The organism is Psychrobacter sp. Cmf 22.2, assembly GCF_001921745.1.
Lineage (GTDB): Bacteria > Pseudomonadota > Gammaproteobacteria > Pseudomonadales > Moraxellaceae > Psychrobacter.
Window position 1 is genome coordinate 254,370 of sequence record NZ_MRYA01000003.1, and the last position, 16,230, is coordinate 270,599.

Below are 16,230 nucleotides of genomic sequence, written 5' to 3' on the forward strand. Positions count from 1 at the left end.
ACAAGAGTATTGAAAACAATGATATTTAGCCCCATCTATTTGTTCTTAAAGACTTTTATTAAAAGAAAGGATAAATTATGGCAGGTGGTTGGTCAAGAGATGGTGCTGAGCACGAACAGATGGATGCAACCGTTAATGATGCATTAGATCGTGTCAGAAGTGCCATACCTAAGGGTGATAGTGCTGAATTTTGTGATGAATGTGGCAACTCGATTCCACAGGCGCGGCGTATGGCTGTACCTGGTGTTCAGCACTGCATTGGCTGTCAGACTGAGCTTGAAAAAGATGCAAGAGCGGCAGAGCTATTTAATCGCCGCGGCAGTAAGGACAGTCAATTGCGCTAATAATCTTATATTTACCATAAAAAACCAACCTAATGCGGTTGGTTATTTATAAAAGTACTTGAGTAATCAAAAAATAAATAGTGACCAGATTTAGCAGTAAGCCGGCTAAAAACACATACCCATCTTCTGTAATCAAAGCGATGGCAAATAAAATGACAGAGGCCGCAGGTATCATAACTGCGAAAGGCATTAGCTCAAGAGGAATCATAGCAAGGGCGGCAAAAATACAAAGGGCTGCCGCCAACTTTTTTGCCTTATTAGAGGTTAGCGACTCAAGTCTGGGTTTAACGACTTTGTCAATCCACTTCGTGGCTTTTGATGCAATGTGCACCCCTTTGTGCAGTTTGTCCTCATCAAAAGAGATATTATCAACAAATTGCGGTAACCAAGGTCGCTCTTTACCAAAGAGCATCTGGATGCTGATCAAAGTAATTATCACACCACAAACCGTTGGCACCCCAGGGATGCCGCCTGTTGGCATGATAGCAATGAGGGCAGGGGCAAATATCAAAGGCCCAAAGCCTTTAGAGTTAAGCGTATCCATGATATCGCCGATATTTACCTTGCCCGCATCTTTATCAGGGTCTAATTGTTTAAGTACAGTAGTCAAACTATGTTCTGATACAGAATGACTCGACTTTGAATCTTCTTTATCATAACGAGCACTTTTATGCTCATCTAGAGTCGCTGGATGGTGGTCTGTACGAACGCCAGATTTGTGAGGGGAAGAGTTATTGTCTGTCACTATAGCTCCTAAGCGCTTAGCTCTTACCCGTTTTCAGCTTCAGTATCCGACTCATCTGGAACGAATACATAGCCCACACCCCAAACTGTCTGGATATAGCGAGCTTGTGACGGGTTGTCTTCTATTAGACGACGCAGGCGCGATACTTGAACATCGATTGAGCGTTCCATAGCGCCCCATTCACGGCCACGAGCAAGGTTCATGAGCTTATCACGAGTCAATGGTTCGCGTGGATGCTGTACGAGGGCCTTTAAGACAGAAAACTCACCTGTCGTCAATGTCACCACATTGCCGTCACGTTTAAGCGTACGCGTAGACAAGTCAAGCGTCCATGGTCCAAACTCAACCACTTCTAGCTGATAGCTTGGCGCACCTGGTAGCTCACGGTTTTGACGACGTAATACCGCTTTGATACGTGCTAATAGCTCTTTTGGATTAAAGGGCTTGGGCAAGTAATCATCAGCGCCTGCCTCCAAACCTGCGATACGATCTGCATCGCCACCTTTAGCGGTCAGCATGATGATTGGAATATCACCATTGTCATCGCGTAGACGTCTACAAATACTGATACCGTCTTCTCCTGGTAGCATCAAATCCAACACTACTAACGAAAACAGTTCACGCTGCATTAATTTGTCCATTTGACTGGCATCGTGAGCTGTCCGTACTACAAAGCCATCATCTTCTAGAAAACGCTGCAATAAAGAACGCAAGCGCGCATCGTCATCGACGACTAAGATACGTTGAGTCATGCTATCGGTGCTTTTATTATCAGTCATGCAGATATCCTTTAATAAATATTATTATTACCAAAAACTTTTATTGTCAAAAACTGCTATTACCAAAGATTATTAGCAAAAATTATGATTATTATCGATCATCGATGAATCAGATATTCATACCCTCATGCGGTATTGATCGTATTGAGCTCATATCAGTCTATTTGACGGTTAATGTAATTTATACTGTATCTATCCCGTTAAACACTTATAACATAAAACCAGAAATTCTACGGTCAAAATCCTAAAAAAATTATCAGTATTAAAAACAGTTTTTGAAGACAATTATTTTATCTATATAAATAAAAAAAGAGCTTTTAGAGCAAATCTAACCATTCATACCTTTATTGAAGGGTTTGAGGCAGATTGGCATTTTTAATCCTCTAGCTTTAGTGTATAAGATTGGACAGGCAATTGCATCATCCATAGACATAAATGCTGTATGCGTTTGTTTAACGTAGCGATTAGCGCTAGTTTATATGAAAAATTAAACCATAAAGACTATTATTTGAGCGATAAAGACTATGATAAGTAATGAAGATATAAAAAGGATTTTTATTCATGCAGCTTTTGCTATAATGCCAAACTACATTTCTCAACGATTGATACGGATATGAGTAGCACTGATACCTTAACGGCGTCTCAACCCTCGACGAATTTACAGGGTCTGGATGCAACCACACACGCGAATATTCACGACAAACTTGCTCGCGCGCTTGGCATTAAGACTGCTCAAGTCAATGCGTTTGTCAAACTCTACGATGAAGGGGCAACAGTTCCATTCATTGCGCGATATCGCAAAGAAAAGACGCAAAATCTAGATGATGCGCAGCTACGTGCTCTAGAAAAGTCGCTCAATTATGAACGCGATATGGCAACACGTCGCCTCAAGATTACTGAGCTACTACGCACACAAGGCAATTTGACAGACGAGTTGCAGACCCGTATCGATAATGCGACGTCTAAGCTTGAGCTTGAAGACATTTATTTACCGTACCGTCCGCGTCGCCGTTCACCGGCCGCCAAAGCACGCGCCGCTGGTCTCGATGTGGTAGCACAAGCGGTCTTGACGCAAGAGATTACCCCAACAGAGGCTTTGGCTGACTATCAAGCACCAAGTAGCCTTTCTGATGATAGCGGTAATGAGATTGAAATTGACTTTGGTGACATCGATAAACAGCTGGCTGGTGTACAAGCCATCATCGTCGATGAGTGGACACAAGCGCTAAATCTACTTGATGATTTACGTAACGGTTTTGCAAAAACGGCCAGTATTGTCTCCACTGTTGCAAGTGATGAAAAGCGCGAAGTCGGTGAAAAATTCAAAGATTACTTTGAGCATAGCGAAAGCCTTGCGCGTCTGCCTAATCACCGCTTATTGGCGATGCTGCGCGGTCGTCAAGAAAACGTCTTGGGTCTCAAAATTGAAGGCGAAGATGCACCGTTCATCGAAAAAATCATTAGTCATTTCGATGTCGATGCCAAAGCACCCGCTGAGCGTCGTGAGTTTTTAGCACAAGCGGCTAGCAGCCTGTGGAAAGACAAATGGCGTCCGCATATTGAGCATCGTTTGTTGACTGAAAAGCGTCTGACTGCTGAGGCCGATGCAATTGATGTATTTGCCAATAACCTGCAGCATTTATTGATGTCAGCACCAGCTGGTCGTAAAGTCATTTTGGGGGTCGATCCTGGTATTCGTCATGGCGTCAAAATGGCGATTATCGATGCTCAAGGTCATGTTATGCTAGATAGCGAAGACAAGCCTGTAGTAGCAACTGTCTATCCATTTGCGCCTGACAATAAGTTGACTGAGGCCAAAAAAGTCATTGATGAGTTATTAAGTACTTATGACGTTGATCTAGTGGCTATTGGCAACGGTACTGCTAGCCGCGAAACAGACGCGATGGTAAAAGAGATTTTGGCGGCCAATACTGCGCTAAAAGCCAAAGCCGTCATCGTCAATGAGTCTGGCGCATCAGTCTATTCTGCAAGCGAGCTTGCCAGTGATGAGCTTGCCAATCTAGATGTGTCTGTACGCGGCGCGGTGTCTATCGCTCGCCGCTTGCAAGATCCACTCTCGGAGCTGGTAAAGGTTGATCCAAAAGCGATTGGTGTTGGTCAATATCAGCATGATGTGAACCAAAGCCAGCTAGCAGATAGCCTTGATAAAGTGACTCAAGATAGCGTGAACGCTGTCGGTGTTGATGTCAATACGGCAAGTCCTGCTATTTTAGCGCACATTGCAGGTTTGAACAAAAATGTCGCCCAGCAAATCGTCACTTACCGTAAAGAGCATGGCGCATTTGATAGTCGTGAGGCGCTCAAAAACGTCCCACGCTTAGGCGCTAAGACCTTTGAGCAAGCAGCAGGCTTTCTACGTATTCATGACGGCAGTAACCCGCTGGACGCCACAGGCGTGCATCCAGAAAGCTATGATTTGGTTGATAGCTTACTGGCGCAAACAGACAAAGCATTGCCAGAGGTGCTCGGTAACGATGGTGTACTAAATACTATCGATACGACTGCGCTCGCGGCAAATGATGACAATATTAGTGTAAAAGCCATCATCGAAGAGCTGGCAAAACCAGCCCGCGATCCGCGTCCTGAGTTCAAAACTGCTAATTTCCGTGAAGACGTAAACAGTATCAAGGACTTAGAAGAGGGTATGCAGCTTGAAGGCGTCGTGACCAACGTGACTGCCTTTGGTTGTTTCGTTGATGTCGGCGTACATCAAGATGGTTTGGTACATATCTCACAGATGGCCAATGATTTCGTTGCCGATCCGATGAACCGTGTCAAACCAGGTGACATCGTTTCGGTGCGCGTCATTTCTATCGATGAAAAACGTGGTCGCATTGGTTTTAGTATGAAACCTGAGTCTGAAAAGCCAGCACGTCCAGCAGCGAAGCCTACTGCAGCAAACACTGGTAATGATGACAAAACCAGTCGTCCACGCAGCAATCGTCCGGCAGCGGATAAGCGTCCAGCAAAGTCACGTGGCAACCGTCAGGACAAGCCTGCCAATAGTCGTAGTAAGGCGTCAAAAGCTGAAAAGACTGAGTTACCGAGTAAAATGGGTACGCTTGGGGCACTGCTACAAGAAGCGGGCGTGACGAAAACTAAGAAGTAGTAAAAAGTAATTAATAGAGATATATAAGAAAGGCAGCCTAGTGGCTGCCTTTTTTTATGAACGTCACGTATGTTTCCAATAGCTATATATCTTTAACCAGCTATAACTTAATCATAATTGGTTAAAAAGTATTAACGTGGAACAACACGGCGATTTTCGCTAAATTCAACTTCGGCAGGCTGAGTTGCTAGTAACTCACCACGGTTGTCTTTAGTTTTCTCTTGTAGCGTAACTGTTGCGTTTGCGCTGTTAGGGTCATCGTTAAGAACCTCGCCTGCAATCAATGGTTGATATTCATTATTGCTATGTTGTTGGTTTAGCGCTTGCGGTGCAGCTTGCTCAGAGACAGGATTGGCCATCTCTTCAGGGTTTTCCATCATGTTTGGATCGTTCATCTCGTCAGAGTTTGTTTCAGCAACATTTACATCACTTTCTACTTCACCCGGTTGAGTGGCCAATAACTCACCATCTGGGCCTTCAATCTCAGCTTGTAGAGTATTGGGAGCAGGAGTAACACGCATATCTGCTGGTGTAATATTGCCCTGATCCATAGGAGCAGCCATGGCTATACCTGGCATAGCTAAAGCTGTGCCGATAATCAATGATAAAGTACGATTTTGCATCAGTTAATTCCTTGAGTCACAAGTTTTATTAATCAGCTTAAAATACGCTTAAGCTTGATCGTTACTTAGCGTTATTCCTAAGGGTATCTATCTACTTAACGTTTTAAATATAGATGTGTAATATATTTAAAACGTCAACTGTAGATAAAACAAAATCATGACAATTGCTTTATAGATTGTCATGATACATATAAGTAAAAAGATTTATAAAATAGCTATAATCTCAACACGCAAAATACCAGCTTTCAGGCTGGTATTTCAGTAGTAAACTCATTAAAGGTCTAACAGATTGATGTATTCGTGTGACGTTATGCAAGTGCTGTGTCTATAAGTTTGTATAAAATTTAATCAACTTATCCACGATTTAAAATTAATCAAATACGACACATTTTCCTTTAATCATAAGTCAGCTCTTTATTCTACAATGACGTATTTACCAGTATTTGGGTCTACGACACGCTGCTGTGTATCATTGTTAGGCACACGAGTGACTGGAAACGTCTGATTGATTTCGATCTTATCAACGATTTGCTCGTCTGCTTCTTGACCAATGATCGTAGCACGCTCAGTACCATCTTCGATGGCTACCGCTGTACCTTCTGCCGTTTCAATATGTTTAATCTGGTCTTCTGGGGCATAAATAACTTCTTTTACACTATATTTAGTGGGACGAATAACGCGTTTGGTTTCAATGACAACTGGTTCTACAGTGCGCACCTCTGCCACAGCTACTTGCGCTTCAGGAGCTACAGCCTCGCTTACCACAGGAGTTGGAAACTTATCACCAAAATGATTGTCGCACTGCTGCATACTTAGACGTACAGGATGACCACGATTATCCATGTAGACGTTGACAGGCATATCAGGGGCAATAGGGACATATTTTCCAACCAATGCTCCTGAAACACCGTAGCGACCATCCGATTGACCGACACCTAAATCACAAGCACCCGCTGCATAATCCGACGTCTGCAAATCATTGCTACTAACCACACTTTGAGGGATCATGACTTCGGACAAAAGCATTTTTTTGACAGAAGCTTCACCAGGGCGGCGTTTTGGCTCTTGATAAGTATAAGGGGTGTAGAATTTAGCAGAGCCGTCTTTTACCGCTGTGACACATTCTTCATAGCTGTCGTAGCCTACATTGCCATGCCCATCAGTAACCATGGCAGCATTGGCAGAATGTGCAAACATAGCTAAGCCTGACGCTAACATAGCTGTCGTTAATATATTTAATTTCATAATAAACTCCTCTTAATTGTTGTTATTCATCGTTGTTATACAAGCGCTGTCTCAAAGTTTTATTTAATCAGATTTGTAGACACAATCTTCACAGGTCGATAACTTAATTAAGGGTACGTGATATATTTGGCTGTCGCTGTTTCATTGCATTAACAAAGTGTGTCGTTGTGTGGCATATAACGATTAATCGGCAATATTGCTTACGCATAAAATACACAATTATCGTTTGTTAACATTAACGACTTTGCGTCTTATTTAGCGAACTTGCTAGATATCAGTTTAGTCATTAAAAGATTAAAGGACGCTGTTAAGTTACTTGAATGTTTGAAAGTTCAAAATAAAAAAGCCGCACTCTATAAGTAAAGTGCGGCTATCATTAATGATATATATTTTTGTGATTATTGGTGGTCAACAACTTCAAAGCTAAGACCGGCGTGAGCCTCTAAGCGCGTCAATAACTTATCGCCCATCGCAGAAGCTGGTGTCCAAAAACCACCTGACACATCCTCTTTAGCAATGTCTTGAGCGAGACATAAGGCTGATTGAGCAAGTATACGTGACGTGCTGCCGTAACCTGGGTCTTTATCACCTGTAACTTTAGTATTGATATTATCATTGTTGGCAGTCTCACCAAAGAAGCGAATATCAAAATAGCCGTTTTCTTGCTCTTCTTTAGATGGTCCAGAGCCTGATTTTGGTAAGATATGTTTTGAGAGCAGCTCGCGACTTGGCTTAAATACCATTGCCGTAGCAAAGCTCAATAATCCTGCACTCATACCATAGCTCATCAGCTTGCCTTTCATACCATCCTTCATCCACATCGCTTCATCATATTTGAAATCACGACCATATTCGTAGCCCAGAAGCTGATTACTGCGGTGAACGATGCGCGTATTAATACTTGCCATTACAAATGGCGCCAACCAGCGCTTGTGTTCATCATCATACTCAGGTCGGCTGACATTTTCTTGACGTACGTTAGGCGCGTCTTTATCGTCATTGAGTAAGTAAGGGTTAGCAACTTGCTTACGGCGCTCTTTATCTTGACCGACTTCTTCAAATATAGTGGCCATAGAAGCAACCGTACCGCCTGACAAACCACCTTTTGCCGCTTTAACTCTCATATTAATAACAGTACAAGCCTCATCAAACTTTTTCTCAGCTTGTTGCTGAGTATAGTAGACACCCAGGTCTGAGGGGATAGAGTCAAAGCCGCAAGAGTTTACAATACGCGCTCCACTTTGCTTGGCAGCGTCTTGGTATTTGTCCATCATATCTTTAATAAAAATAGCTTCACCTGTGAGGTCGACATAGTCGGTACCGTTTTTGGTACAAGATTTAATCAAAGGTTCACCATATTTGAGATAGGGACCAACCGTTGAGATAATAACTTGTGTTTGCTTGGTCATCTTATCAAGGCTGGCATCATCGTTACTATTAGCGACAATAATATCGACCTTCGCTTCTGAGTCTCCATTCTGCTGCGCTGAGCTTAGCTCTGATTGCAGTTTTTCTAGTTTTTCTTGGTCGCGACCAGCGATAGCCCAAGTGACGGATTGTGAACCTTCATCACTTTGCTTACTATTATCTGCCAAAAATTGCGCCAAATAATGCGCAGTAATTTGACCAACGAAGCTTGTTGCGCCGTATAAAACAACAGCGTATGTACGTTTTTGAGTATCCATATCATTATTCATATTTTTTCCTTACTATTTTTTAGATAAATAAAAGCAGACTGATAATTAAGGTTTTACATCAAGTACATATTTAACAGTGTCATAAGTTCAAGGCAATCTTAAAACCATATCACCTATAGGTTGGTTTAATAAATGTGTAATAACCTAAATTTGTCCAAAACGGGGCAATGAGCATACATAAGTTACATAACATATCGTGATCATTACCAAACTGAACGTTTATCTGCTCTAAAAGATTGCTAATCTACTACTACAACTTATAAGAAATAATATTAACAACAATAAGCACTAAGGGTAATGAGATTTAGCGAACTGGAAAGTACTAATTGTTTATAGGTTAACAACTAAATATATTCCTGATGTACGTGAGTTTGCTTGATTCAAATGTCGGATGCTTTTTATTTAAGGAGAATGATTATGTTTCGTTGGGCGATTATATTTGCTGTTATCGCTTTATTAGCGAGTTTATTAGGGTTCGGCGGTGTTGCTGGCTTGTCTGCTAATCTGGCTTACATTTTCTTAGCAGTAGCGGTTATTCTATTTATTGTGGCGTTCGTTAGCCGCAAAATGTAAACAGTATAATGTACTCATAATTGTTAATCATCGCTTATGTGAAATAAAAAAACGTCCTCAAATGGGGACGTTTTTATTTTTGTATTTATCAACTCTGCGTCAATCAGAGACGTCAATCATTGTGCTTTCGTGGACATTATAGACGTTTGGGCTGAATAATATGCTCCATGCGTTTTGCTAGACGAATATCATGACTGGTAATACCGCCCGTATCACTGGTCGTCAAACGTACTTCAACGATATTATAAATATTTTTCCATTCAGGATGATGTTCAAGTGCTTCAGCATAAAATGCGGCTTGATTCATAAAGCTGATGGCTTCGACGAAGTTACTAAAGTGGTAAGTTTTTACTATGCTATTCCCATCACGCTGCCAACCGGTAAGGTCTTCTAGCTGCATATCAACTTGTTTGTTGGATAAACTACTCATATCGATATCCTTTATTGTTATGTTTGCCGATTTAAGATAGAACAAAAAACCCACCTATCCTTTATATCCTGCCATATATCCATTAAGAAATATATAGTGAGGTTAAATAGATAGGTAGGACAATTGGTTGATCGGTTCTACTATGTAAGATTAGAATGAATCATTTAAATGGTGATAAATACCATGACAGACTACGTAATCATGTCATACTAATATGTCTTATACCGACGTTATAGCAGATCTTTGTATTCTGGATGCTTGCTGATATATGAAGATACAAAAGAGCATTGTGGAACAACCTTTCTGTCATGGTCACGTGCATAGTCTAAGGCATGTTTGACCAATTCTGAACCAACTCCGCGGCCACCTAGGGCTTGCGGTACAATTGTATGGTCATAAACCAAAGTAACGCCGCGCTTTTGATAACTGATATAGCCAGTTTGACCTTCAATCGTAGTCTCAAAGCGGTTTGCTTGTTCGTTGTGAGTAATGTCCAATTTTTGACTATTTACTGTACTCATAAAACTCTCCTTTATTATTAAAATTAAATGCGTATGGTATTCACAATCGATACCATCACGTTTGAAGCTAACAATTTAACTTAATGATAATTATCAGTGATAATAAAATCGTTGACCAGTGGCTTATAGTAAAAGTGAATAGAGCAAACGTTATTATTCTTAAGTGTACACGCTAGGATGCTATTTTTTATAGAAGCTTTTATATCAAAGGTGTCACGCTTTGTTGCAGAAGACACAAAACCAGCTGTAAAAGCTGCGGTTAGCTTGCAGGGCATGCGCCACAATGCGATAATAGCAGACAATTTATAACCCTGATTTTTGAGGCGCAGTTCACTTAGCATAATCGCTAATTGTGATGACAGTCCTCGTCTATGTAGTCTATCGGAGTGTCAATGGCTCAATATATTTACACGATGAACAACGTGTCAAAACTTGTTCCGCCCAAGCGCGAAATCCTAAAAAACATTAATTTATCATTTTTCCCAGGTGCCAAGATCGGTGTACTCGGTATCAACGGTTCTGGCAAATCGACTTTGCTACGTATCATGGCAGGCGTCGATACTGAGTTTAGCGGTGAAGCACGTGCACAAACAGGTACGAAAGTCGGTTACTTGCCGCAGGAGCCGCAGCTTGATGATAGTAAAGACGTCCGTGGTAATGTCGAAGACGGTATGCGTGAGGCGTTAGATGCGCTTGATCGTCTGGATGCGATTTATGCTGAATATGCAGAACCTGATGCCGATTTTGATAAACTTGCTGAAGAACAAGGCAAGATGGAAGATATTATTCAAGCATGGGATGCGCACAACTTAAACACTCAGCTAGAAAAAGCGGCTGATGCACTACGTCTGCCGCCATGGGGTGCTGACGTTAGCAAACTGTCAGGTGGCGAGAAGCGCCGTGTGGCCCTATGTCGTCTATTATTGTCGCGTCCTGACATGCTATTGCTTGATGAGCCGACCAACCATTTGGACGCCGAATCTGTCGCTTGGCTTGAGCTATTCTTACAGAACTACAGCGGTACGATCGTGGCTATTACCCATGATCGTTATTTCTTGGACAATGTGGCGCAGTGGATCTTAGAGCTTGACCGTGGTCATGGCTATCCGTACGAGGGCAACTATACTGAGTGGCTAGAGCAAAAGAACAATCGCCTTGAGCAGCAGAACAAGCAAGAAGAGTCGTTTGCTAAAGCACTCAAAAAAGAGCTTGAGTGGATTCGTAAAAACCAAAAAGGCCAGCAAGCGAAGTCCAAATCTCGTGTACAGCGTTTTGAAGAGCTAAACTCACAAGAGTTCCAAAAACGTAACGAGACCTCTGAGATTTATATTCCACCTGGTCCACGTTTGGGTAACAAAGTCATCGAAGTCAACGATATCTCCAAGTCATTCGGTGATCGCTTGCTTTATGAAAACCTTAGCTTTAACGTCCCAGCGGGTGCTATCGTCGGTATCATCGGTCCAAATGGTGCAGGTAAAACTACGCTATTTAATATGATTACCGAACGTGATACGCCAGATACAGGCTCGGTTGACTTGGGTGAAAGTGTCAAAGTCGCTTATGTCGGTCAGGTACGTGACAACCTAGATGACAATAAAACCGTCTGGGAAGAAGTGTCTGATGGCTTAGATATTATCACCGTTGGTGACTATACTACGCCAAGTCGTGCTTATATTGGCCGCTTTAACTTTAAAGGTTCAGACCAGCAAAAGCACGTCGGGCAGCTATCTGGTGGTGAGCGTAACCGCTTGCAGTTGGCTAAAACGCTAAAGCAGGGCGCCAACGTTTTGCTTCTTGATGAGCCCTCAAACGATTTGGATATCGAGACCCTACGTGCGCTAGAGGATGCGATTCAAGTATTCCCAGGTACGGTCATGGTGGTTTCGCATGATCGCTGGTTCCTTGATCGTATCGCCACACATATCTTGGCCTTTGAAGAAGAAGGCCCTATCTGGTTCGATGGTAACTACTCTGAGTTTGAAACCTATCGCAAAAAGACCATGGGTGACGATGCCACGCCTAAGCGTATGAAGTATAAGAAAATCTCTACCTAGTTGACGGCTTAAAAAGCTTAAGTTTTATACAATAAAAAAAGACCTCTAATTATTAGAGGTCTTTTTTATTAGCATATAAAGAAGCGAGTACGCACTAACGCTTAAGACCAAATTTGCGCTGCTTTTTATTACTAATCTCAGTAATTGCATGGGCAATTTCTTCATCATTAAGGCTGGCAACTTGCTGTAAAATTTGCATCATATCAGGGCTTAGCACGTATTTAGCATGATGAGCGATATCGTCAATACGCTGATCGAAGTTTAGCACGCCTGTATCTTTATCTACTTGTAAGTAGTTCAGACGAGTCAGGGCTGTGACAAAGCTTAAGAACAAGGAGCGATCAAAGAAGTCAGGAATATCGTCAGCATACAATACTGATAAACGTTGACCAAGCAGATGACACAAGTCAACCACTTCTTCTGTGGTCAAGTTTCCTGAGCCTTGTTGTGACAACAACGCCAAGGTCATAAAGTAACGCTCAAGACTCTGTGCAACAGGAGCGGCAAGGACTTCTAACTGCTGATAACAGCTGCTGTTGGCATCTGGTACACCGAGCATGCCATCACCTAAGTCGATAATTAGGCCGTGAGCGATCAGGTTGTCGATTTTTTGATTAAGCGTATTCATCAGACCGTGCGCTGGATAGTATAAAAACAGCTCGCTTTGCAAAAAAGGATACATCTGCGTAACGATATCATCGAGGCGACCGCGACTGACGCGACCATTGCGTGCAACCAAGGCAGCTAAGAAAGACAATAAAATAAATACATGCAAAATGTTATTACGGAAATAGCTCAAGAGTGCAACTTGCTTGCCAGCGACTTGAATGATATCACCCAAAATATGCGGTATACGCTCAATAAGTTTGAGCTTAATGCCATAGTCGATGATTTGTTGCGGGCTCATATCGGTGACAATCGTGTCATCAGAGTAGGGTATTTGACGCGCAATACCCTGATATAAAGCGATTTGTTCGCGGCAGATGTCTTCATCAAGAGCCGCTTTTGGCGCTGAGAGTAAGACTAGGGACAGTAATGATACGGGATTGACGACTGCAGCCTTATTGATATGCTGCATAATCTTCACGCCAATATTATCAACCATTGCGCTGGCTTTTTCATCAAGTGGCGTATCGGTACGATCAGCGGGTAAGCTATCAGTAGGCACGTCGAATTTTTGCATAAAGTCGCTTAGATGCAGCGGTGTGCCAAAGCTTAAATGCACATTACCAAAAATACGCTCAATTTTGCGTCCAACTTTTAGTAACCCAATTAAGGATTCGGACTCTTTTGGCTTGCCTTTTAGCTCACCGATATAAGTGCCACCTTCCATAATGCGCTCATAACCAATATAGGTCGGAATAAACACCACAGGTTTATTGGTTTGACGTAGCTGGCTATGTACCGTCATCGCTAGCATACCCATCTTTGGTGGTAACAAGCGTCCTGAGCGTGAGCGTCCGCCTTCTATAAAGTATTCAATCGGCGTATTACGGGTGATAAGGGTATGCATATACTCACGTAACACTGCGGTATAAAGCGCGTTACCACGAAAGCTACGACGAATATAAAAAGCCACAGCACCGCGTAACAAAGGTCCTAATACAGGAACATCTAAGTTATCACCTGCTGCCACATAAGGAATGCTCAGACCGCGCTTATAGATAACGTAGGATAAGAGCAAGTAATCAACATGACTACGATGGCAGGGCACATAGATGATTTCATGATCGGTTGCAAGCTCACGTACGCGCTCAAAATGATGGACGTCGACGCCGTCATACAGCTGCGTCCATAACCAAGTCAAAAATTTATCAAAGACCCGAATGATAGAATGAGAGTAATCATTGACCATCTCATTTGCATAGTTCCTAGCAAGTCCGCGTGCTTCACGTACACTAATGCCTTTTTCATCCGCTTCGATCTGCGTGGCGTGTTGAATGGCAGGAGAGTAAATCAGCTTATCCACCAAATTGCGCCGATCTGATAAGTCAGGACCAAGCATAGTAGTACGCTGATTATCAAGATATGTATGAAGCTGTTGCTGTAAGTCACGTACCAACTCACGGTTGGCATCTGCTGTTGGTACTAACGCGTGACGTGCATCTCGGCTATCTGCAGTGTCTGCAACTCCGAGCTTATCTGATGACTCACCATGCAAGCTGTTATAAATGATGGTACGTAAGTCTTTTGGCGCATGGAACTGGACAAAGGTGTCGCGCCCCATCACACCGATATTAAATAATTGCTTGGTAATACTTGGATCTTGCCAGTTATCTGCCATCAATAACTTAAACAACGAGTCCTCTTTTTCAGGCGCGCGGCCCCAAAGAATCGATACCGGTATCAGGCGTATTTGTAAGTCCGGGTGTTGTAGAATGGCCGCAACCAAACGTGACAAACGCGGCGATAATTGATTGTCTTTGGCTTTAGGGTGATGCAAAAATATGATGCCAGCATTTTCATTGACATCATGTATGCTGTCTTTTACGCTCATCAGTGCAGGTGGTAGCTTGTGTTCCCCAGTTTGCAGATCGATCAAAATACTATTGGAGCGCGAATAATCTTGTAGCACATAAAAGGTTAGCGTTTGATCATCGTTATCCAATATGGGCAGCTCGCCTAGAAGCTTTGCTTTGACTGCGACATCAAGTGCTTGTCCCGATATTTTTCGGTATAACTGATTGATGGGTGCATTGGTATAAGTCGTCGCAGCTGACGACTTGCTAGCCTCAGAGGTGGCTTGCGCTTTGGACGTTCGGTTTTTTAAGAGCTTGTTTTTTAGGAAACTGGGTATCATAATCAAAAGTCAGACTTTGTAAAATGTAATGCGCTTATGATGCCATAAAAGCAATCAAAGCGATATATGGTGTCGGTATCTGTGCTGAATATATTATAAATGCCAACGTGTTCGAGTTAACAGTACCTTTATATATCAATGCTTTGATATATCGTTAATTGAACACTATTGTCTATTTTTGTTTTAAGTTTAATGAGAGTGCCTTATGACTCCTGCTATTAAGATAGCTAAGCAGTATCGCCTTGATTATCAACTGCATGAGTATGTCCACGATAGCAGTGCGACGTCTTTTGGTTTAGAGGCTGCTGAAAAGCTGGGTATAAAAGCTGCGCAAGTTTTCAAAACATTGGTGATAGAGACAGATACTGGTACGTTAGCTGTTGCTCTTGTGCCAGTCGATACCACCTTGAACTTTAAAAAGATGGCCAAAGCCCTTTCTTCTAATAAAGTGCTGCCCTGTAAAAAAGCGCAAATGGCCGATCCAAAGCGCGTTGCACGTAGTACAGGTTATGTGCTTGGCGGTGTCAGCCCGCTTGGGCAAAAGAAGCGTTTAATCACAATAATCGATATAACGGCTAAAGATCAGCCTACCATCTATGTCAGTGCTGGACGTCGCGGGCTTGAGATTGAGTTACCGCCATTACAACTGGCTAAAACGCTTGGCGCTCTTTTTGAAGATATTGCTGATACATAATGGCTATTTTTGAGAGTTCTATAAAATAACCAGACGTACTCATTTTGTCTTCATACGTAAATTTCTTAATCTATTATAAGGACGTATTTATGCCACATTTAACTATCCAAGCGTCTCCTAATGTCAGTATCTCTCACGAAGAGTCGTTACTCAAATCTTTGAATAAAGTATTATGGGATAGTGGTCATTTTGGTAAACCAACTGATATTAAGGCGCGAATAATCCCTATCGATACGTTTTTGGTTGGCGTAGAGGATGATGAGCAAGCACATGGTTTTATCTATGCACATTTAAAATTGATGCCAGGGCGTGACAGTGATGTCCTTGACCAATTGGCGCAGCTATTGGTGACGACGATAGAGAATACATTAAGCGAAGAGCAATCAGGAAGAGCAGCGCTACAAGTATGCGTAGAAGTGGAGGAAATCAGTCCTATTTATCAAAAAAAGCTACTCGGTAGCTAGGTTCTATTTTAATTAAAATTTTCACTTATAGAATACTTGGAAACATAGTGCCTAGAGTATAAAAAAGCGCCCAGCCATTGATAAGTTGGACGCTTTTTACTTTTCTTAGGTTTAGTTAAGCTTAGGTGCTA

General features: G+C 42.3%; 14 protein-coding genes. 6 read left to right on the forward strand and 8 right to left on the reverse strand.

The window, feature by feature from the left end; genetic code table 11:
• The first annotated feature begins 77 nt into the window (after positions 1 to 77).
• Positions 78 to 344, forward strand: a complete 267-nt coding sequence (locus BTV98_RS07850) for a DksA/TraR family C4-type zinc finger protein (RefSeq protein WP_058369868.1) — start codon at positions 78 to 80, stop codon at positions 342 to 344.
• Positions 345 to 390: 46 nt separating this feature from the next.
• Here BTV98_RS07850 and BTV98_RS07855 read toward each other — a convergent pair whose 3' ends face one another.
• Both BTV98_RS07855 and ompR read right to left on the reverse strand, forming a co-directional pair.
• A complete protein-coding gene (locus tag BTV98_RS07855; protein ID WP_178379369.1) occupies positions 391 to 1,089 on the reverse strand; it encodes an exopolysaccharide biosynthesis protein in 699 nt (232 codons plus the stop codon).
• Between the two features lie 23 nt (positions 1,090 to 1,112).
• The gene (gene ompR / locus BTV98_RS07860; RefSeq protein WP_058369870.1) at positions 1,113 to 1,868 is read right to left on the reverse strand and encodes a two-component system response regulator OmpR; all 756 of its coding nucleotides are present in this window, start codon (positions 1,866 to 1,868) and stop codon (positions 1,113 to 1,115) included.
• 613 nt (positions 1,869 to 2,481) lie between these two features.
• Between ompR and BTV98_RS07865 the strand changes: the two genes are divergently transcribed.
• A complete protein-coding gene (locus tag BTV98_RS07865; RefSeq protein ID WP_058369871.1) occupies positions 2,482 to 4,998 on the forward strand; it encodes a Tex family protein in 2,517 nt (838 codons plus the stop codon).
• A gap of 131 nt (positions 4,999 to 5,129) precedes the next feature.
• Here BTV98_RS07865 and BTV98_RS07870 read toward each other — a convergent pair whose 3' ends face one another.
• The 3 genes from BTV98_RS07870 to BTV98_RS07880 all read right to left on the reverse strand — a co-directional run bounded on the left by BTV98_RS07870 (position 5,130) and on the right by BTV98_RS07880 (position 8,563).
• On the reverse strand, positions 5,130 to 5,621 hold the full coding sequence (locus tag BTV98_RS07870) for a hypothetical protein (protein ID WP_075103353.1): 492 nt from the start codon (positions 5,619 to 5,621) through the stop codon (positions 5,130 to 5,132).
• 414 nt (positions 5,622 to 6,035) lie between these two features.
• Entirely contained in the window at positions 6,036 to 6,866 is an 831-nt protein-coding gene (locus BTV98_RS07875) for a hypothetical protein (protein ID WP_075103354.1), read from the reverse strand.
• Between the two features lie 398 nt (positions 6,867 to 7,264).
• Complete coding sequence (locus tag BTV98_RS07880; RefSeq protein WP_083606148.1) at positions 7,265 to 8,563, reverse strand: trans-acting enoyl reductase family protein; 1,299 nt, start codon at positions 8,561 to 8,563, stop codon at positions 7,265 to 7,267.
• 417 nt (positions 8,564 to 8,980) lie between these two features.
• On the opposite strand from BTV98_RS07880, the gene BTV98_RS07885 reads away from it, so the two are divergent.
• Entirely contained in the window at positions 8,981 to 9,136 is a 156-nt protein-coding gene (locus tag BTV98_RS07885; protein WP_021814049.1) for a DUF1328 domain-containing protein, read from the forward strand.
• Between the two features lie 136 nt (positions 9,137 to 9,272).
• On the opposite strand, the gene BTV98_RS07890 is transcribed toward BTV98_RS07885, so the two are convergent.
• Together BTV98_RS07890 and BTV98_RS07895 are read right to left on the reverse strand one after the other, a co-directional pair.
• Positions 9,273 to 9,566, reverse strand: coding sequence for a 4a-hydroxytetrahydrobiopterin dehydratase (locus tag BTV98_RS07890; RefSeq protein ID WP_058369874.1), 294 nt, complete (start codon positions 9,564 to 9,566; stop codon positions 9,273 to 9,275).
• Between the two features lie 230 nt (positions 9,567 to 9,796).
• On the reverse strand, positions 9,797 to 10,087 hold the full coding sequence (locus tag BTV98_RS07895; protein ID WP_058369875.1) for a GNAT family N-acetyltransferase: 291 nt from the start codon (positions 10,085 to 10,087) through the stop codon (positions 9,797 to 9,799).
• 392 nt (positions 10,088 to 10,479) lie between these two features.
• Between BTV98_RS07895 and ettA the strand changes: the two genes are divergently transcribed.
• A complete protein-coding gene (gene ettA, locus BTV98_RS07905; RefSeq protein WP_058369877.1) occupies positions 10,480 to 12,141 on the forward strand; it encodes an energy-dependent translational throttle protein EttA in 1,662 nt (553 codons plus the stop codon).
• A gap of 94 nt (positions 12,142 to 12,235) precedes the next feature.
• Here the strand turns inward: ettA and plsB are convergent, their stop codons facing one another.
• Complete coding sequence (gene plsB / locus BTV98_RS07910) at positions 12,236 to 14,941, reverse strand: glycerol-3-phosphate 1-O-acyltransferase PlsB (protein ID WP_058367887.1); 2,706 nt, start codon at positions 14,939 to 14,941, stop codon at positions 12,236 to 12,238.
• Between the two features lie 205 nt (positions 14,942 to 15,146).
• Between plsB and ybaK the strand changes: the two genes are divergently transcribed.
• Together ybaK and BTV98_RS07920 are read left to right on the forward strand one after the other, a co-directional pair.
• Entirely contained in the window at positions 15,147 to 15,635 is a 489-nt protein-coding gene (ybaK, locus tag BTV98_RS07915) for a Cys-tRNA(Pro) deacylase (protein WP_058367888.1), read from the forward strand.
• Between the two features lie 89 nt (positions 15,636 to 15,724).
• Complete coding sequence (locus tag BTV98_RS07920) at positions 15,725 to 16,099, forward strand: 5-carboxymethyl-2-hydroxymuconate Delta-isomerase (RefSeq protein ID WP_058367889.1); 375 nt, start codon at positions 15,725 to 15,727, stop codon at positions 16,097 to 16,099.
• Positions 16,100 to 16,230 lie beyond the last annotated feature (131 nt).

Bases quoted from the DNA above. Each gene is read 5' to 3' on its own strand.
- BTV98_RS07850 (WP_058369868.1), top strand. From the start codon at position 78: ATGGCAGGTGGTTGGTCAAGAGATGGTGCTGAGCACGAACAGATGGAT.
- BTV98_RS07870 (WP_075103353.1), bottom strand. From the start codon at position 5,621: ATGCAAAATCGTACTTTATCATTGATTATCGGCACAGCTTTAGCTATG.
- BTV98_RS07880 (WP_083606148.1), bottom strand. From the start codon at position 8,563: ATGAATAATGATATGGATACTCAAAAACGTACATACGCTGTTGTTTTA.
- BTV98_RS07865 (WP_058369871.1), top strand. From the start codon at position 2,482: ATGAGTAGCACTGATACCTTAACGGCGTCTCAACCCTCGACGAATTTA.
- ompR (WP_058369870.1), bottom strand. From the start codon at position 1,868: ATGACTGATAATAAAAGCACCGATAGCATGACTCAACGTATCTTAGTC.
- BTV98_RS07895 (WP_058369875.1), bottom strand. From the start codon at position 10,087: ATGAGTACAGTAAATAGTCAAAAATTGGACATTACTCACAACGAACAA.
- BTV98_RS07875 (WP_075103354.1), bottom strand. From the start codon at position 6,866: ATGAAATTAAATATATTAACGACAGCTATGTTAGCGTCAGGCTTAGCT.
- BTV98_RS07920 (WP_058367889.1), top strand. From the start codon at position 15,725: ATGCCACATTTAACTATCCAAGCGTCTCCTAATGTCAGTATCTCTCAC.
- BTV98_RS07890 (WP_058369874.1), bottom strand. From the start codon at position 9,566: ATGAGTAGTTTATCCAACAAACAAGTTGATATGCAGCTAGAAGACCTT.
- ettA (WP_058369877.1), top strand. From the start codon at position 10,480: ATGGCTCAATATATTTACACGATGAACAACGTGTCAAAACTTGTTCCG.
- plsB (WP_058367887.1), bottom strand. From the start codon at position 14,941: ATGATACCCAGTTTCCTAAAAAACAAGCTCTTAAAAAACCGAACGTCC.
- ybaK (WP_058367888.1), top strand. From the start codon at position 15,147: ATGACTCCTGCTATTAAGATAGCTAAGCAGTATCGCCTTGATTATCAA.
- BTV98_RS07885 (WP_021814049.1), top strand. From the start codon at position 8,981: ATGTTTCGTTGGGCGATTATATTTGCTGTTATCGCTTTATTAGCGAGT.